Origin of the sequence: Leptotrichia wadei, from assembly GCF_007990445.1 — a bacterium.
Lineage (GTDB): Bacteria > Fusobacteriota > Fusobacteriia > Fusobacteriales > Leptotrichiaceae > Leptotrichia > Leptotrichia wadei_A.
Genome location: NZ_AP019841.1, coordinates 770,912 through 787,656, shown reverse-complemented (window position 1 = coordinate 787,656; position 16,745 = coordinate 770,912). Strand labels below are relative to the sequence as shown.

The following is a 16,745-nucleotide window of genomic DNA, read 5'->3' as shown; positions in this document are numbered from 1 at the left end:
AATTCTTACCCCTATCTTTCTGAACCTCTTTACTTCCTTACCCTAATTACAATATTTAATATCTTTTAATAACCAGAATATTTTTTAATTTAAACAAAAAACATTAACTTCATTTCCATTATCCATTTATTTCTGCATCTCGAATAATTTCAATAATTTCTCCATTTGATTCAGGCTTTAACAATTTATCTATAAATTTGTCATCTCTTATCAATCTTGATATTCTTGCCAGCACCTTTAAATATTCCTGTGTTTTTTCCTCTGGGCACAAAAACATGAAAAAAATATTTACATTTTCATTATCCAGCGATTCGTAATCTATTCCATTTCTAGAAATTCCAAAAGTCGCTATCAATTCATCCACAGCCTTTGTCTTAGCATGTGGCAATGCAATCTTCTTCCCAATTCCAGTTGATCCCATTTCTTCCCTTGCAAAAATATCATTTAATCCTAATTCTTCATCTTTTATTAAATTTGTCTTTTTCAAATTATTATACAATTCCCTAATTACTGTATTTTTAGTTTTTGATTCTAAATTTAAATTTATCGTATCAACTTTGATATAATCAGCAACATTTTTAGTTTCCATAAAATTCCTCCATAATAAATTTCCGTATTTTTAATTCAGTTTGTAAATTTCTATTTATAAAATTTTCAAAAATCATAACCATTTTTTTTAAAAAATCTAAATAATTCTCCATTTTTTCCTGAGTTTCATCCATACTCGAACTATTTTTTACAATTTTCAAAATCTCCTTATACTTTCGCATGCTTTCTTTTTTACTTTTTTCAAGTATCAAGCTAATTTCATTTATATCATAAATCCCATGTTCTATCATTACTCTTCTCAAAAACGACAATACAACATAATATTTATAACCCTTTTTTAAATATGGAAGAGCATCAATAAAACTTAATATTTCTACCAGCTTATCAAAAAAATCTCCATTTTCCTCAGTCATATAATAAATTTTATCTATACTATCAAGTATATACAATGATATTTCCAATTTCTCAATATTTTTTAAAATATTTTTGAAATTTTTTATAATTTCTACATCTTTCACAACATAGTAATTATTTTTTTGAAGAAGTGTAATTTCAATTTCATTTAACGGATTTAAAGAAACAATATCCCTTTTCTTAGATTTTCGGATACCATAAGCTGTCGCCATAATCTTCCCAAAATCTTTGCTAAAAAGCATTACCAATAAATCCGCCTCTTTCATTTCCTTTTTTTTTAAAACAATACAGTTTGTTTTTATTATTTTCATATCCTACATTTCACATTTTTTATTTTAGTTTTTTAATACATTTATTTTTTAATTATACAAAGGGTTATCCCCTTTGTATAGATTATTATTTCTAAATTGTATAATTATAAACAAGTCTATTTTTTATTTTATGAATACTGAATTATCTAAAGTTTGATAATCTGTAAATTATTTGTGAACTTCCATCTTTTACAGAAATCTTTGTTGGAAAGGAATATCCATTTGAAGATTTATAATCACTAAAGTTTACAGTATTTCCATTACTTTTTATTGCAGTTAGCCAATTATTTGAGAATGTAAATGTATCTCCATTTCTAGTTTGAGTCTTTTTAGAAGTTATACCTCTTAACTTATTAAACACAGACAATATATTTGCTTCACTTTTCTCAACTCTTTGAGTGACAGTCTGTTTTAATTTTGGATAATAAATTGTTTTCTTACTTCCACTGAAAGTATAAACTTCTCCTTTATTTATACTCGGCGCTGTAATTGTCAGCTTCATTGTTCCCGAATTATAAGCCATCACATAGCTTTTGCTTCTTTTTGTCCCATTAATTGTCGCATCTTCAGTAACATTTACCGTAAAACTTCTTTTTTCCCAGAAATCCTTGGAAAAAGAAAATACCGATACCAATAAAAATAATAAAATAACTTTCTTTGCTACTGTTAATTGTCTTAACATAACTAAACTCACCTCTTTTTTAATTTTAAAACAGCTTATATCTTACGCTATTTTATATATCTTAATACAACTTTCTTTAATTTGTTTGTGAATTTTCTTTATTTTGCTGTTCCTCTTCAGCTTTTACCTGATTTTGTATCTGATTATTAATCGTGTCATTAACACTCCATTTATAAACTAATACACTTTGAATATCAAATACATTAAAACTTGGCTTAAATCTTATTTCTTTCATCTTATTAAAATCATTTAAATTCGTTACCTTCAAAGTTCCTATTTTTATTCCTCTTGGTAAAATATCACTTACTCCTGAAGTTTCTACATTAAATACTGTATTTTTATCAACTTTTCCTTCATTATAGTTCAGGATGGAAAAAGTTCCATTTCCATTTCCACGTAAAATTTGCTGATCAGTTCCATTTAATACAACACTTAATTTTGATGTTTTACTTGTCAATAACGTTACTTCTGAATATTCATCACTTACTTTAGAAATTTTTCCAATAAGATATCCATTAAACATTACTGGCAAATTTATTTTTATACCTTGCGCTGATCCCTTATTTATATACATTTTTTCCGATGAACTTCCATTTTCCACAAGCGCCACATCTGCCGCTATAAATTCAGATGGATTTTTTTGACGCATTTCCAGCATTTGCCGTAATTTCTCATTTTCTTCCTTCAAATATGCAAACTCCATATTCTGAACCTTATTTTTCTGTAATTCAAAATCTCTATTTTTATTATTTTCTACGTACTCTTCTATGTAACTTATGTCATTAATTCTTGATTTCAATTTCAAAACTTGAGTATACAGCATACTTTTAACTTTTACCAGCCTGAAATTTACTGCCTGAGTTACTCCATCTAAAAACGTAAATGAACTTGTAATTCTATTTTTAAAAGCAAATAATATTATTACTATAATTATTACAATTAAAATTGTTCTACCTGTACCTTTTTTTTCAGAAAAATCCATTATTATCTAATCCTCTCATTTTTTTGTTTCAATGCCATTATTTAATGTCAATCTTGTAATAAAAAGCCTTAAAATCAAGATCTGAAAAACATATTTTAAAAAAAATTGCTAAATTTCAAAATAATAAAAACTATGTAATTTCGACTTTAAAGCGATATTATTATAATATCATATAACATACATTATATCAAGTATTTTTATAATTTATTTTTTAATTCAAAACTTGGTTGGTTATCAAATAATTTCAATATTAATTTATTTTCTAAAAATAATAAAAAGGCACTATAAGTAAGTACCTTTTCTTAATCTATTCTTGACCAACAACAGCTCTATAACGTTTTTCAAGTTTTTGACGTCTTTCAGGATTATTTCTCAAATAGAAATTTACCTTTTCAATTATATCTGGAGTTGCCTGTGTTCCATCTTCCACAACTTCAACTGTGGCATTTTCATCTTCAGCAGCTGTTTCAGAAGTTCCAGTAACTGAATCTAAATTAATTCTTTTCTTTATAACTTTTTCAGGCTTTGGCGCTGCCTCCTTTTTAAGAGCTTCCTTTCTATATTCTTCAAGAATTTTTTTTGTATTCACATCAGCAGAAGCCATTATTGAAACTGCCGCAATCCCAATCAAAATAAACTTTTTCATCTTAACTATCCTTTCTTTTTACTCATTTTTCTATATTCGTTTAGTATCATTTGCAACTTTAATTATATTATATCAATATCTATCAAAAACTTCAAGAAAAAATTTTTAAGTTTCATCTACAATTAAATAATACTTAAAATCAATAATTTCACCTATTTCATCTTTTTAAATTAATAAAAAATTAAGTTAAAAAAAATCCAAATTAAAGTAATTATTGCTATAATAAATTTACCAAAGTTCAAAGGTAGATTGGAGGTTATAATGAAAAAAATATTGATGCTAGCTGGAGCTTTAATTATATCTGCTGTATCATTTGCAGATTTAGAAAGCACAATCAAAAATCACTATAGCAACAAAATTATAGATTTGACTGTTGTATCAAAACCAAGACAAGAGGTGACAAGTAGTGGAGCTGCTTCTACAGCTGTAAGAGATCAAATTATCTCATTTGCGCAAACAAAATTAGGTTCGCCATATGTTTGGGGAGCAACTGGTCCGAATACATTTGATTGTTCAGGCTTCGTTGGTTACGTATTCAAAAAAGCTGCTAATGTAAGCTTGCCTAGAGTTTCAAGTTCACAAGCAACATTTAAACCAAGAATTTCATCAATGAATATGACGAAAGGCGATTTGGTATTTTTTGAAACAACTGGAAAAGGTCGTATTTCTCACGTAGGTATCTATATGGGTAATAGACAGTTTATTCATGCTTCTTCTGGAAGTAGAAGAGTAACAGTTTCTAGTTTAGACAGTAATTTTTACAACAAGACATTTAGATGGGCAATTAATCCATTTAGTTAATTTATGAATTAATTTCTTATAAATAAATATATTCTTTACATAAATTCTTGTGTATACAAGAAAAAATAAAAATCATTAATTGATTTAAAAATAAAAAAACTTTGGAATAAGGAGTTTTATCTCAATTCAGGAGATAATACTCCTTTTTTTATAAAAAATCAAAAGAAATAAAATATAATCCTTATTTTTTAAATAAAATTTATTTAAGGAGCGAATAAAAGCATTATGAAAATTAACAGATTATTTGAAATTATATATTTATTACTTGAAAAAAGGACAATTACTGCAAAAGAGCTTGCTGCACATTTTGAAGTGTCCGTAAGAACAATTTATAGGGATATTGATATTCTCGCTTCCGCTAGTATTCCTATCTATTTTCAAAGAGGAAAACATGGCGGAATAAAATTAATGGATAACTACATAATGAATAAATCCCTACTTTCCCAAAAGGAACAAAACGAAATACTTTACGCCCTCCAAAGCCTAAATGCCACAAACTACTTCAACAACGATAAAACTCTCTCAAAATTAAGTGCCATTTTCAATCAAAAAGCAGACAACTGGATAAAAATAGATTTCTCAAGGTACAACAATGATGACGACAATACCCTATTTGAAAAATTAAAAGAAGCAATATTGACTAAACAAACTGTAAAATTTGACTACTTCAATACAAAAGGTAAGCATTCTGAAAGAACTGCAGATCCCCTGACTTTATGGTTTAAGGAAAAAGCCTGGTACTTATTTGCCTATTGCCACAAAAAAAATGATATTCGTCAATTTAAAATAACAAGAATTAAAAATCTAACTTTAACAAACGAATATTTTGAAAAAACAATCAAAGACTTTGAAATAAATAACAACAAAAGTACAGTAAAAAATGTAAAAATCATAATTGAAATAGACAAATCACAAGCATACCGTGTCTATGATGAATTTTCTGAAGAGAATATAAACAAAATGGAAAATGGAAATTTTGAAATTATAATGGAATATCCTGAAAATGGATGGGTTTATGGCTATCTTTTATCCTTTGGAGAACATTTGAAGGTAAAAGAGCCAGAGAGAATAAAGAAAATTTTGTTTGAAAAAATTTCAAAAATGAAGAAAAATTATATTTAAAAATAATAGTTATCCTTATCTTAATTTTTTAATAGGAGTAAAAAAATGATAAAATTTGGTGAAAAATATAAAAATGATGATATTTTACCGTATATCTTAAAGATATGTGATGGTACAAATAATATATTAAAAATAATAGTTACTCTTCCTCTTTTAGGAGAAAAGGGTTCTGAAGTAAGTAATACAGGAGATAAAGAACTTGATGAAATATTAAAGGAGTCTTATCCTGTTTTAATTAACTATAATGAAATTTATGAGATAGTATTTGAGAACTATATAATGTATCAAATTAGAAATGAATCCTTTGCAAATCCTGATGAAAATAGCAAAATTTCGGGAAAGTATTTCGTAATAATTAAAAATTCTTCGTATCTTAAAATGGTAAAAAATATTACTTTTTATAATGATATTTTTGATAATAAATACATGCACTATGGGATTTTTTCATGGAATCATGTAATTGACATTATTTCAGCAGAAGAACCTAAAATTGCAAAATTAGAGAACCATACTGAAGAATAAGTATTGTTTAAAATAAATAAATAATATTATTATAAATATGACATACTGATGTCATATTTTTTGTATTATAATATCTATAGAAAATTTTAAAGAGGAGGAATTTTTATATTAATACCAAGCCCCACTTAAATAACGAATTTATTAAAAACTTTTTTAATAAAGAATATAAACCTAATATTTTCAAATAGTCAAAATATAATTTTCATTTTTCAAACAGAGTCTAGTATAAACTGATACGTCGAAGCATTTTTCTGTGCTGGCAAAACTGTTTGAGCATAGCGAGTTTTTTGTCAGTACTGAAAAATGTCGTAGACTAGCCATAGGTTGTAGCATTTGCGGCAATGAGCAATCCTACGAAAATAAAAAAGAAAAAATAGGGAATAATAAATTAATAAAGGTGGTATAATTATGAAATATGAAATAGTAGAAATTAAAGAAAAAACTCTCATTGGATTTAAAACACGAGTGAAAGATGATAAAACAATGTCTGAAAAAATTTCAAATTTATGGAAAAAACTATATTCTAAAAAAGGTTCCAAAAATATAAAGGAAAGAATAAATGATAATTCTATTGGAGTCTATTATAATTACAGTAATGAAAATGGCTTTGAATATGATTGTCTTACAGGTTGTGAAGTGAAAAATAAAATTGATGAAATTCCTGAAGATATGATAAAAATAAAAATTCCCAAAGGAAGATATGCAAAATTTGTGATTTTTGGTGATCCTGTAAAGGCTGTTGGAGAATTTTGGTATAAATTTTGGGAAGAATTTGGGAAGGAAAAATCTGATATAAGAAACTATACTTATGATTTTGAAGAATATATAGCAGGTAATGATTATGAAAATATGGAAATTCACGTTTATATTAGCATAAAATAATAACTAGGAGATGATAATTATGGCATTTAATTTTAAGAAGGAATTTAAAAAATTTTATAGACCGTCGGAAAATCCTGAAATTATAGAAATTCCTAAAATGAATTTTATAGCAGTGCGAGGGAAAGGAAATCCCAACGAAAAAGATGGCGAGTATCAGAAAGCAGTTGAAATGCTATATGGAGTCGCCTACACTCTTAAGATGAGCTATAAAACAGAATACAAAATTGAAGGATTTTTTGAATATGTTGTTCCACCACTAGAAGGACTTTGGTGGCAGGAAAATGTAGAGAATGAAAATTATTTGTTAAACAAGGAATTATTTAACTGGATTTCTTTAATTAGAGTGCCTGATTTTATTAAAAAGGAAGATGTGGAATGGGCTATAAAGTATGCTACTGAAAAAAAGAAAAAGGATTTTTCAAAAGTTGAATTTTTCAGCTATAATGAAGGACTTTGCGTACAATGCATGCATATAGGAAGCTACAATGAAGAACCTGAAACTATCCAAAGAATGAATGAATTTGCACAAGAATCTGGATATAGTATTGATTTAACAGTTGAAAGATATCACCATGAAATTTATTTAAGTGACCCAAGAAAAATAGATATAAATAAAATGAAGACAGTAATAAGACAACCTGTAAAAAATTAAAAATTTGACTTTCTTTATATTATAATTTATAATATTTTCAATTCTTTTAAAACTTTTTAAAATTAAACTATTAAAAACGAAATAATTTTATTTGGTTTTAAAATAGAAAATTAATTGCAACTAAGAAAGGACAAAATGATAATGAAAAATATAGTTTTTTTAATTTTAGATGAATTTGCAGACTGGGAAACTGCATTTCTAGCTTCGATGTTAAATGAAAAAATATAAATTTCTTTTTTGATATGTATATAATTGGATTTGAAAAAAAGGTTTTTGAAAAATATTCTAATAAATAAAAAGTTAAAGGGAGCGACTTATTCACTCCCTATTTTTACACTATTTCCCCAACTCTTGCTTCAATCCTTCAACTTTATCCAATTTTTCCCAAGGTAAATCAATATCAGTTCTTCCAATATGTCCAAATGCTGCTAAATCTTGGTATCTGAATGATGGCTTTCTCAAGTTTAATGATTTTTGGATTCCATTTGGTGTCAAGTCAAATAATTTTGCAACAGCTTCTTCAATTTTCGTTTCTTCAACTGTTCCAGTTCCAAATGTTTCTACACGAATTGACACAGGTTCAACTACACCAATTGCATAAGATAACTGAACTTCACATTTTGTAGCAAATCCTGCCGCAACAATATTTTTGGCAATCCATCTTGCCGCATAAGCTGCCGATCTGTCAACTTTTGATGGATCTTTTCCAGAAAATGCTCCTCCACCATGTCTAAAGTATCCACCATAAGTATCAATTATGATTTTTCTTCCTGTAAGTCCAGAATCTCCGTGAGGCCCTCCAATTACAAATCTTCCAGTTGGATTAATATGGAATTTTCTCACGTTTTCAATATTCAAGTCATATTTTTCCAATACAGGTTTTATTACAAGTTCTTTCAAGTCTTTTTCAATTTGCTCATTTGTAACATTTTCATCGTGCTGTACAGATAAAACTACTGTATCAACATTCAATAATTTTCCGTTTTCATCGTAAGCCAATGTAACTTGAGCTTTTGCATCTGGTCTTGCCCAGGCAAGTGTTCCATCTCTTGTAATTTTAGTCAATTTTTGAATGATTCCACGTGATAATACAAGAGCCAGCGGCATTAACTCTTCAGTTTCATTAACTGCTCCACCAAACATAATTCCCTGGTCTCCAGCACCACCTGTATCAACTCCCATTGAAATATCAGGCGATTGAGAATGGATAACATTCATAACGCCACAATCTGAATCGAATCCCATTCCTGGTCTATATCCGATTTCATAAATTTTATCCCTCACAATTTTTTGTACATCTACATAAGTTTTAGTTGTAATTTCTCCCCCAACAACCACAAGTCCAGTAGTTGCAAATGTTTCACATGCTACTCTTGAAGTTTCATCATCTGCAAGACAAGCATCTAATATTGAATCTGAAATTTGATCACAAATTTTGTCTGGATGTCCAGGTGATACAAATTCTGATGTAAAATAAATTTTTTTAGCCATTTTATTTCCTCCTAATTTTCCTTTTTTATTCTTATTAATTTTATAAAACTTTCAATTTATTATTATAGTAAAATTACCTTAAAACTGAACTCAAAAGCTATGACTATTTTACTCAAACCCTAGATTTTTATAATTTTTAGCAGTCCTATTTTAAACAAGTTCGAGTATATTATCTAAAAAAAAACTCTTCCACTAAGGAAGAGAATTAAAATTCTTATCCTTATCTTTGCATTTTTATGCCGGATTTAGCACCTTGTTTTTACAGGTTGCTGGATACTCAAAACGGGCCGTTCCCTAGTATCTCTCTTGATAAGTTTAGATTAAATTGTTCTATGAAATTTTAAGTTTGATTTTCAAATAATTTTGCTATGAAGTTAGTATATAATATTTTTACTAAAATGTCAATATTTAAAAAAATATTTTTTATTAAATTTCATCTAAGTGAACTATTCTCACTTATAGAAAGCCTACGACTTCCTGCTATCTTCTATTAAATTTATTTATTATATTCAGCAGCTTTTTTCTTCATAATTTCATCTATATTTACATCTTCAGATTTTTCAGAAGGTTTTGCTACTTGTGATTTTGGTTGCTTGTCTTCTGGCTTAGCTTCAGTTTTTATAGATTCTTCAGCTTTATTTTTGCTCTTTACATCATTAAGCGTACTTTCAGTCAGGCTTTGAGAAGAATTATTGTCTCCTAGGAATGTTTTTACTCTTTTGTCATTTGATTTTTTCTCGTTAATAACTCCACCTTTTTCAATTCTTTCTACTGTAGCTGCGGCATTCTTATCACCGTTCTTAGCTGCAATTTTATACCATTTTAAAGCTTCTGACATATTATTTTGCTGATGGTATGACATTGCAATCGGCATTGCCAAAGCCTTATTTCCAGAATTGTAAGCCTTCAAAAGATACGGACGTGATTCTGACTGTTTTCCACCATCATATAAAATAGCCCCAATCTCATAATTAGCTTCCTTTACACCACGATTTGCGGCTTTTTTAAACCATTTTACAGCTTCAGAATCATTTTTTAATTCTTTATTTAAAAGTGCCACACGGACATCAGCCTCTTTTATTCCTGCATTATATGCCTTTTCAAATTCAGCCTTAGCTTCCTTGTATCTTTTAGCCTTTATTAAATCCACTCCTCTGTTGTATGCTTCAGCACCTGGACGCATTCTTATTTGACGCACTCTTTGACCTCCAGCCACTCCGGCTCCTCCAGTTCTTGTTACTGCACCTCTTGGAAGTTTTGCAATTAATTTATTAGCTTCAGCTGTATTACCTTCCTGTTTCAAAATTACTGCTAAATTATATATTGCTTCTGGATAATTTCTATCAACACCATATTGTAAAATTTGTTTCACTTTATCCATATTTTTCATATTGTAATAAAGCTGAGCAAGTGACATGATTGATTCCTTGTCTCCATTTTGCGCCTTTGTCAACGCTTCAGACACCTTTGCAGGATCAATTTGATTGTCAATCAATTTTTGCTGTTCTTCAGGAGTCAAGTTCTTTATATCAGGATTTCCTTGTGCCTGTCCTCCAAGATTGAAAATATCTGTATTAATATCTTTTGTTTGCTGTTGCTGCTGTGTCTGGGTATTTTTCTTATTGTCCTTTTTCTTTTTAAAACAAGATACCGACATCATCCCGATTGCTAAAATTACAACTACAAGCATTATTTTTCTTTTCATTATTACTCTCCCTCTCTCTCATTCTTTTATTTTTAATTAATTTATAAATTAAACTTCCCAATTTAAAATGAACCTAATTGTGTTGCATCTAATATTTTATACATAAAATCCGTACTCGCCTTTGTAGTCGGCTCATCATCAAAATTAACGGTAAACAGCCCATCCTTATTTTCCCATAATCTATCAAAATATGTGTAAATATCCCTTGTCAATTTAGAATTTTTATTTGTTAAAATTCTAAAATTAGCATCCATTATATATCCACGTATATTTTTTTTGATTAAATTAGCTGAACCAGTTTGTATTATAACATTTCCATCTGTTTTTTTTATTAGTGTTATCTTTGTATGATATTGCTCATTATTAGTAAAGTACCATTTTATCTCTATTTTATTTTTAGTCTTCTTCTTTAACTTTTTAGAAACTGGCTTATTTGGAAGTCCATTAGTGCTCATCCCAAAAGCATCCCTGCTCCTGTCAAAAATAATTCTAATTTTTACTCCACGATTTGCAGCCTTTATTAATCTGTCAACAATCCCCTTATCAGCCAGAAAGTACATTCCCATAAGTATCTCATCTCCAGCTTTGGTGCTGTCAATATCCTTATCCAAATGTTCCCCGATCTTAGCTTCCGTTACAAATTGCAATTGATATTTATTATTTTCATCATCAAATCTTGTAAGTACATCTCCATCTTTCACATTGCCTTGGTGATCATATTCCTGACTTTTTTCAGGAAGTTCCCCAGTTTGTGCAAATCTTCTTGTTTCCTCTTCCACAAAATCTTCCCTTTTTTTCTCAATTTCCCTAACTTTTCTTTCATTTTCATCTTCTAAAAAATTATTTGCTCCACTATTTTCATTCCCAATCAAATTCCCAATTTGACTATTATTTACTTTATTTTCCTGCTTCTCATTAACATCAATCTTCCCGCCTGAAAATTCAGCTACATGCTGTAATCCATCCAGAACATCCTTCGTAATTTCCCCATTAGCCAATATTGCCACATTCTCGTGAAAATAACTAGGATCATGAATGTTTGCACTCGAAATTACAACATTTTCCTCATTCAAAAATATTTTTCTGTGATCCGCCTTTACATTCAATGCCCTCAACAAATTTCTCACAGTCAACTTAGGCCACATTGGTCCATAAAAATTCCCAATCCATCCTTTTCCTTGCGGATTCCCGTGAGGCTCTATCAACGTTCTCCAAACTGGCGAATACCAAGGAAATGTATCCTTTAACTTAAAAATATCCACTGTTATAACATCAATTCCAGCATTTTTCATCTCTGTAATAAACGGATGTTCAAATGCGCCATACAGATCATTATTTTCATCTGAAAGCACATATACCTTTAAATTAGGATTTTCCATTTTCTTCTTAATAAGCCGTCTTGTATATTCTTTAGCAAATTCTGGATAATGCTCCTTGTCCTTATTGTAAATATCATTAAACAAAAACATCTCCACAATCAGGTAATCCTTCGCCTCATCCACAACCTTATAAGTCGCATCCCAGATTTTCCTGTCATATCGAATATTCCCATCCTTATCCAGATAAGTCAAGTCATAATGAAACTCAACATTATCACTATCCCGCAACGGACTTTCATAATCCACTCCAAGCGGAGGAGTTTTTATTGTGGAACATGACATTGTGAAAACTGCCAAAATACCAATTAATAAATACTTTTTTCTTCCTGCTAGATCCATTGTACTATTTCTCCTTTATTATCTTAAATTTCCCCTATTTTTTAACTTACCAGATTATTTATCCACTTCCTGCTTCTTAACCTCATCACGCAAGGAAATATCTTTATAACTTCATCACTGCATGAAATCAGATACACAACCGCAACTGGCAATCCTGAATAAAGTCCAGAAAAATATGTTATTGGAATCGCAATAAACCAGAGCGGTATCAAATCAGTAAACATTGTCCAGACTGTATCTCCTCCTGAACGTAAAATTCCAACTAGCAGCTGCAAGCTGATTGCCTTTATAAAAATTACAAAAACTTCCGCCTTTACAATTTCCTTTGCTAATGGATAACTTTTGGCATTTACGTGAATCAGTACAAATGGACTGAAAATAAGTACAACCGCTCCAATGACAACACCTGCAAGAACTGCCACCTTTAATAATATTATTGAATATTCATAAGCATTATCTTCTCTTCCTGCTCCAATTTCATTTCCAATTATAGCCGAAGTTGCACTTGAAAGTCCAAATAACAACGTTAATACAAGACTGCTAATTGATTTTACAACTTGAACCGCAGCCGCAAAATCTGTTCCCATTCTTCCAAAGATCATGACATATACACTTGAACCTAATATCCAAAGTATTTCGTGAATAAATACAGGAAGCGAGATTTTCATAACTTTTACAAAAAATTCCAATGACAAATCAAATAATTCATTTATTTTCCCTGCAATTGGCAATTTTAATTTGTAAATTATATAAATAATGTAAAAAGTGCTTATAATTCTTGCAATAACTGTTGCAATCGCAGCTCCACGTACTCCCATTGCTGGAAAGCCAAAATGCCCAAAAATTAATATATAATTTATGGCTACATTAATTACAAGCCCAATAACGCTTGAATAAAATGAATATTTTGTTTTTCCAATTGCACGAAGCTGCATATTAAATGCAAATCCCACTCCTACAAGCGGATAGGCCCAAGCCACGATTCTTAAATAATCTGCTCCAATTCTTATAACTTTGCTGTCATTTGTAAATACAGAAATTACAGTTTCTGGAATAAACAGCCCAGCAAACAAGAATAGCAATGAAAATAAAAAACCGACACTAATCGTTATTCCAAGACATCTTTTTAAATTTTTGTAATCCTTATTTCCAAAATATTGTGCCGCCAAAATTCCACCGCCACTATTCATCCCAAAAAGCGATGTCATAAAAATCATAAACATCTGATTGGCAAACCCCAGCCCAGCAACTGCCACAGTTCCCAGCCCAAGTATTACATTTTCGTTCCCCACCATAAACATATCTACAAAGTTCATAAGCGCATAAATCATATTTTCAATTGCCACAGGCAGTCCAATATTAATTACTTTTCTATAAACTGATTTTTTATTTATTTCTCTTTCTTTCATTCATTTCCTTTCTTCAATTTCCCTATCTTTTATTAATCCAAATCTTCCAATGTTGAATATTCTGAAAAAATTAGAAGATGATCTGACACATATTTCTTTATTATAGCATAGTTATTATTTTTTATAAAGTTATATACACCAAAATTTCCAGTAAATTCCCTTGTTTTTTTCAAATTTATAAAAAAGTTGTCATAAGAACTTACCAATTTACTGTCTGAAAGCGTTGTTAAATTCTCTTCAGGATTCAAAATATAGGAAACACCGTATTTATCGTTCATATTTTTAAAAGCCATATTATCTGCCGATGTATTAAAATCCCCGGCAATAATTATATCATCCTCACCTGTTAATTTGGAAAAATATTCATAAACATTAACATAACTTGCCGCTTCCAGAAGCCTCTGCTTCTCCTTATCCCCAAAAACCGAATGCGCTATAATATATACAAAATCAAAGTTCCCAGCTTTAAAATAAGCCCCGTAAGGCTCCCTCATAAACTCATTTTCATCCTTTTCCTTATAAAATCCAAGCCCTCGTGCCTCCGAAAATTTGCTTTTTCTATAAATAAATGCAAAATATTCCCGATAATTCTCACTTCCTACAGAATTTTCCGAAATAATATAATCCCATTTTTCCTTAGTCAATTTTTCCAAATACGCCTGAGTTTTCTTAACCCCCTTTTCATTCATAACCTCTTCCAGCCCAATCAAGTCAAACTTTGCCAAAATCTGTGCAAATGCCCTGTAATCCTTTTGCTTTTCCCCCAGCCTAAGCGCATTAAACGACGCAACTAAAATTGTACTTTCATCTCGATTTATCCCAGTTTCCTCATCTATCTTACCTTTTTCAAAACAAGAAAATACTCCAAAAAACAAAAATACAAAAAATAATCCTCTAATTATTTTATTTTTCATCTCAATCAACCCCTTGATTTTTTTATTTTTATTCAATTAACAGATCTGTCTGACAACTTAAATCTTTTTATTTAACAAAAAATCAAAACCCCCTTGCTTCAGAATATTCATTTTATTAAATTTTATTTAATCTATATTTAATTTTATATCATTTCTTCAAAAAAAGCTACCGTTCTTTCGATAGCTATAATTTATTATTTACAATTTTAAATTTTTATTATTAATTTGCTCTTTCGATGTATTCACCAGTTCTTGTGTCAATTTTGATTTTGTCTCCGATTACTACAAATAAAGGCACTTGCAAACTATACCCATTTGTAATTGTTGCAGGTTTTGTTGCTCTTCCGATTGTATCTCCTTTTAATCCTGGTTCAGTATAAGTTACTTCTCTGATTACTGTGTTTGGAAGTTCTACTCCAACTGGAGTTCCTTCATACATCAATACTTGAATAATCATTTCTTCTTCCAAGAAATTTACTGCATCTCCTAAATCTTCCGCTCTTAAAGCAATTTGCTCAAAAGTTTCCTGATCCATAAAGTTATATTCTCCATCAATTTCATATAAAAATTGCATTTGATTTCTGTCAAGAATAATATCATCCATAAGTTCAGTAGCTAAAACTGTAATTTCTTGAATTTTTCCTGAAATTAATTCTTTTGTTTTAAATTTTACTTCTGCCGCTCTTTGTCTTTTTCCTGACGTTGATTGGTGTCTTTCAGCTTTTAGTATTAAATATGGGATGTTATCCTTTCTATATGTGCTTCCTTGTCTTAATTCTGCTGCTGGTTTCATTAATTTTTTCCTCCTAAATTTTACTTTTTATTTATAATTTTTTTTTAATTTGTTCGCTTTCTTAAATTAAGAAATTATTTTAAAATTTAATATTTTATCAAATATGTTGCTGTCACTACTACTCGCATTTTTTTATAAATCTGATTAGATTCATTTTCATTTATTTTTTTCACATCTTCCGTATCTTCCAATACTTCAAACTGCCCTTGGCTTATATTTTTCAATCCGCCAATTTCATTGTTGTTTACTTTTAACATTTCAACTGCTCTTACTTCAGCATTTCTTGAAGCATCCACAACCATATCTTTTTTATATTTTTCAATATTTGTTATAAAATATTCTGGCTTATCTATTTGGATATTATTGCTTTGAAGCTTTAATTCTGACAATTTTTCAAAAAATTCTTCAGCCTTGTCAATATTTTTTGTAACAATTGAAATAGTTTCAACTCCGTCGTAATCTGAAATTTTAGCATTAGGTACACCTTCTGTAGAATTTACAGATGACTGCTGTTTTACATTTGATGAATTTTCAATATAATTTGGCTGAATCCGTAAATTTCCGACACTGTATTCCTCTTCATTAATTTTCAGACTTTTAATCAAATCCGTAGCCAACTTTTCGTTTTCTGATATATTGTTCTTCAACTCATCAATATTTTCACTTTTATCAGAAATTACAATAGTTATAAGTGCCTTATCCGCCTTTATTCTACGTTCAGCCACTCCCTTTACCGTGATTCTGTTTTCATCCTTATTTGCCCTATTCATCGCATTTGAAATCAATGCAGAAGATATTATTAACCCAAAGGATAATATTGTAGGAATTATTATAAACTGTATCTTTTTCAATTTTTACTCCTTTACTGAACTTTATAAATTATTATAATATTCAAGTATTTCAAAATTATGGTTCACTCACAAAAGTTCTATCAAATTATAGATTATTTTACAAAAAAAGTCAATTATTATCCAAAATTTTTTTGTTTTTCCATAACTTTTTATCTTTTTTCTAAAATTTTAGAAAATAAAACAAGGGATATTTAATCCCTCGTTAATACTATTTCCCATTCAGAATAATAGATTTTCTATAAATCCTGTTTAACAATGTGTCTTAACTCTTGTCAGAAAATAAATCAAATATGTTTCCTAT

General features: G+C 29.2%; 17 protein-coding genes and 1 riboswitch. Of the genes, 5 read left to right on the top strand and 12 right to left on the bottom strand.

Translation table 11 applies throughout. From position 1 onward, the window contains the following. Nucleotides 1-118: 118 nt before the first annotated feature. The 5 genes from FVE74_RS03780 to FVE74_RS03760 form a co-directional block, all read right to left on the bottom strand. On the bottom strand, nucleotides 119-589 hold the full coding sequence (locus FVE74_RS03780; RefSeq protein WP_147003297.1) for a PTS sugar transporter subunit IIA: 471 nt from the start codon (nucleotides 587-589) through the stop codon (nucleotides 119-121). Next, on the bottom strand, nucleotides 579-1,274 hold the full coding sequence (gene recO / locus FVE74_RS03775; RefSeq protein ID WP_147003296.1) for a DNA repair protein RecO: 696 nt from the start codon (nucleotides 1,272-1,274) through the stop codon (nucleotides 579-581). The genes FVE74_RS03780 and recO overlap by 11 nt, the downstream gene beginning before the upstream one ends. 142 nt (nucleotides 1,275-1,416) lie before the next feature. Next, nucleotides 1,417-1,956: a hypothetical protein gene (locus FVE74_RS03770; RefSeq protein WP_147003295.1), complete on the bottom strand. Its 540-nt coding sequence runs from the start codon at nucleotides 1,954-1,956 to the stop codon at nucleotides 1,417-1,419. 76 nt (nucleotides 1,957-2,032) lie between these two features. Then, nucleotides 2,033-2,938 carry a rod shape-determining protein MreC gene (gene mreC / locus FVE74_RS03765; protein WP_147003294.1) on the bottom strand — a complete coding sequence of 302 codons (906 nt, stop codon included), beginning with the start codon at nucleotides 2,936-2,938 and terminating at the stop codon, nucleotides 2,033-2,035. Between the two features lie 307 nt (nucleotides 2,939-3,245). Further along, nucleotides 3,246-3,584: a hypothetical protein gene (locus tag FVE74_RS03760; protein WP_147003293.1), complete on the bottom strand. Its 339-nt coding sequence runs from the start codon at nucleotides 3,582-3,584 to the stop codon at nucleotides 3,246-3,248. A 249-nt stretch (nucleotides 3,585-3,833) separates the two neighbouring features. Here FVE74_RS03760 and FVE74_RS03755 point away from each other — a divergent pair, with 249 nt between their 5' ends. The 5 genes from FVE74_RS03755 to FVE74_RS03735 all read left to right on the top strand — a co-directional run bounded on the left by FVE74_RS03755 (nucleotide 3,834) and on the right by FVE74_RS03735 (nucleotide 7,563). Next, nucleotides 3,834-4,385 carry a C40 family peptidase gene (locus FVE74_RS03755; protein ID WP_232054045.1) on the top strand — a complete coding sequence of 184 codons (552 nt, stop codon included), beginning with the start codon at nucleotides 3,834-3,836 and terminating at the stop codon, nucleotides 4,383-4,385. Nucleotides 4,386-4,610: 225 nt separating this feature from the next. Next, complete coding sequence (locus FVE74_RS03750) at nucleotides 4,611-5,507, top strand: helix-turn-helix transcriptional regulator (RefSeq protein ID WP_147003292.1); 897 nt, start codon at nucleotides 4,611-4,613, stop codon at nucleotides 5,505-5,507. Between the two features lie 45 nt (nucleotides 5,508-5,552). After that, nucleotides 5,553-6,029 carry a hypothetical protein gene (locus tag FVE74_RS03745; protein ID WP_147003291.1) on the top strand — a complete coding sequence of 159 codons (477 nt, stop codon included), beginning with the start codon at nucleotides 5,553-5,555 and terminating at the stop codon, nucleotides 6,027-6,029. Between the two features lie 408 nt (nucleotides 6,030-6,437). Beyond that, nucleotides 6,438-6,911 carry a GyrI-like domain-containing protein gene (locus FVE74_RS03740; protein WP_147003290.1) on the top strand — a complete coding sequence of 158 codons (474 nt, stop codon included), beginning with the start codon at nucleotides 6,438-6,440 and terminating at the stop codon, nucleotides 6,909-6,911. A 19-nt stretch (nucleotides 6,912-6,930) separates the two neighbouring features. After that, complete coding sequence (locus FVE74_RS03735; RefSeq protein WP_147003289.1) at nucleotides 6,931-7,563, top strand: GyrI-like domain-containing protein; 633 nt, start codon at nucleotides 6,931-6,933, stop codon at nucleotides 7,561-7,563. A 336-nt stretch (nucleotides 7,564-7,899) separates the two neighbouring features. On the opposite strand, the gene metK is transcribed toward FVE74_RS03735, so the two are convergent. From metK to FVE74_RS03695, 7 genes are all read right to left on the bottom strand, one after another. Then, nucleotides 7,900-9,054: a methionine adenosyltransferase gene (gene metK / locus FVE74_RS03725; RefSeq protein WP_147003288.1), complete on the bottom strand. Its 1,155-nt coding sequence runs from the start codon at nucleotides 9,052-9,054 to the stop codon at nucleotides 7,900-7,902. Between the two features lie 217 nt (nucleotides 9,055-9,271). Then, nucleotides 9,272-9,370, bottom strand: a riboswitch (SAM riboswitch). A gap of 180 nt (nucleotides 9,371-9,550) precedes the next feature. Further along, nucleotides 9,551-10,759 carry a tetratricopeptide repeat protein gene (locus FVE74_RS03720; RefSeq protein ID WP_147003287.1) on the bottom strand — a complete coding sequence of 403 codons (1,209 nt, stop codon included), beginning with the start codon at nucleotides 10,757-10,759 and terminating at the stop codon, nucleotides 9,551-9,553. Nucleotides 10,760-10,821: 62 nt separating this feature from the next. Beyond that, entirely contained in the window at nucleotides 10,822-12,477 is a 1,656-nt protein-coding gene (locus FVE74_RS03715; RefSeq protein ID WP_147003286.1) for a phospholipase D family protein, read from the bottom strand. Between the two features lie 41 nt (nucleotides 12,478-12,518). Beyond that, nucleotides 12,519-13,886 carry an MATE family efflux transporter gene (locus FVE74_RS03710; protein ID WP_147003285.1) on the bottom strand — a complete coding sequence of 456 codons (1,368 nt, stop codon included), beginning with the start codon at nucleotides 13,884-13,886 and terminating at the stop codon, nucleotides 12,519-12,521. Nucleotides 13,887-13,918: 32 nt separating this feature from the next. Beyond that, nucleotides 13,919-14,800, bottom strand: a complete 882-nt coding sequence (locus FVE74_RS03705) for an endonuclease/exonuclease/phosphatase family protein (protein ID WP_147003284.1) — start codon at nucleotides 14,798-14,800, stop codon at nucleotides 13,919-13,921. Nucleotides 14,801-15,020: 220 nt separating this feature from the next. Continuing rightward, entirely contained in the window at nucleotides 15,021-15,593 is a 573-nt protein-coding gene (gene efp, locus FVE74_RS03700) for an elongation factor P (protein ID WP_147003283.1), read from the bottom strand. Nucleotides 15,594-15,679: 86 nt separating this feature from the next. Continuing rightward, nucleotides 15,680-16,444 carry an SIMPL domain-containing protein gene (locus FVE74_RS03695; RefSeq protein WP_147003282.1) on the bottom strand — a complete coding sequence of 255 codons (765 nt, stop codon included), beginning with the start codon at nucleotides 16,442-16,444 and terminating at the stop codon, nucleotides 15,680-15,682. Nucleotides 16,445-16,745: the final 301 nt, after the last annotated feature.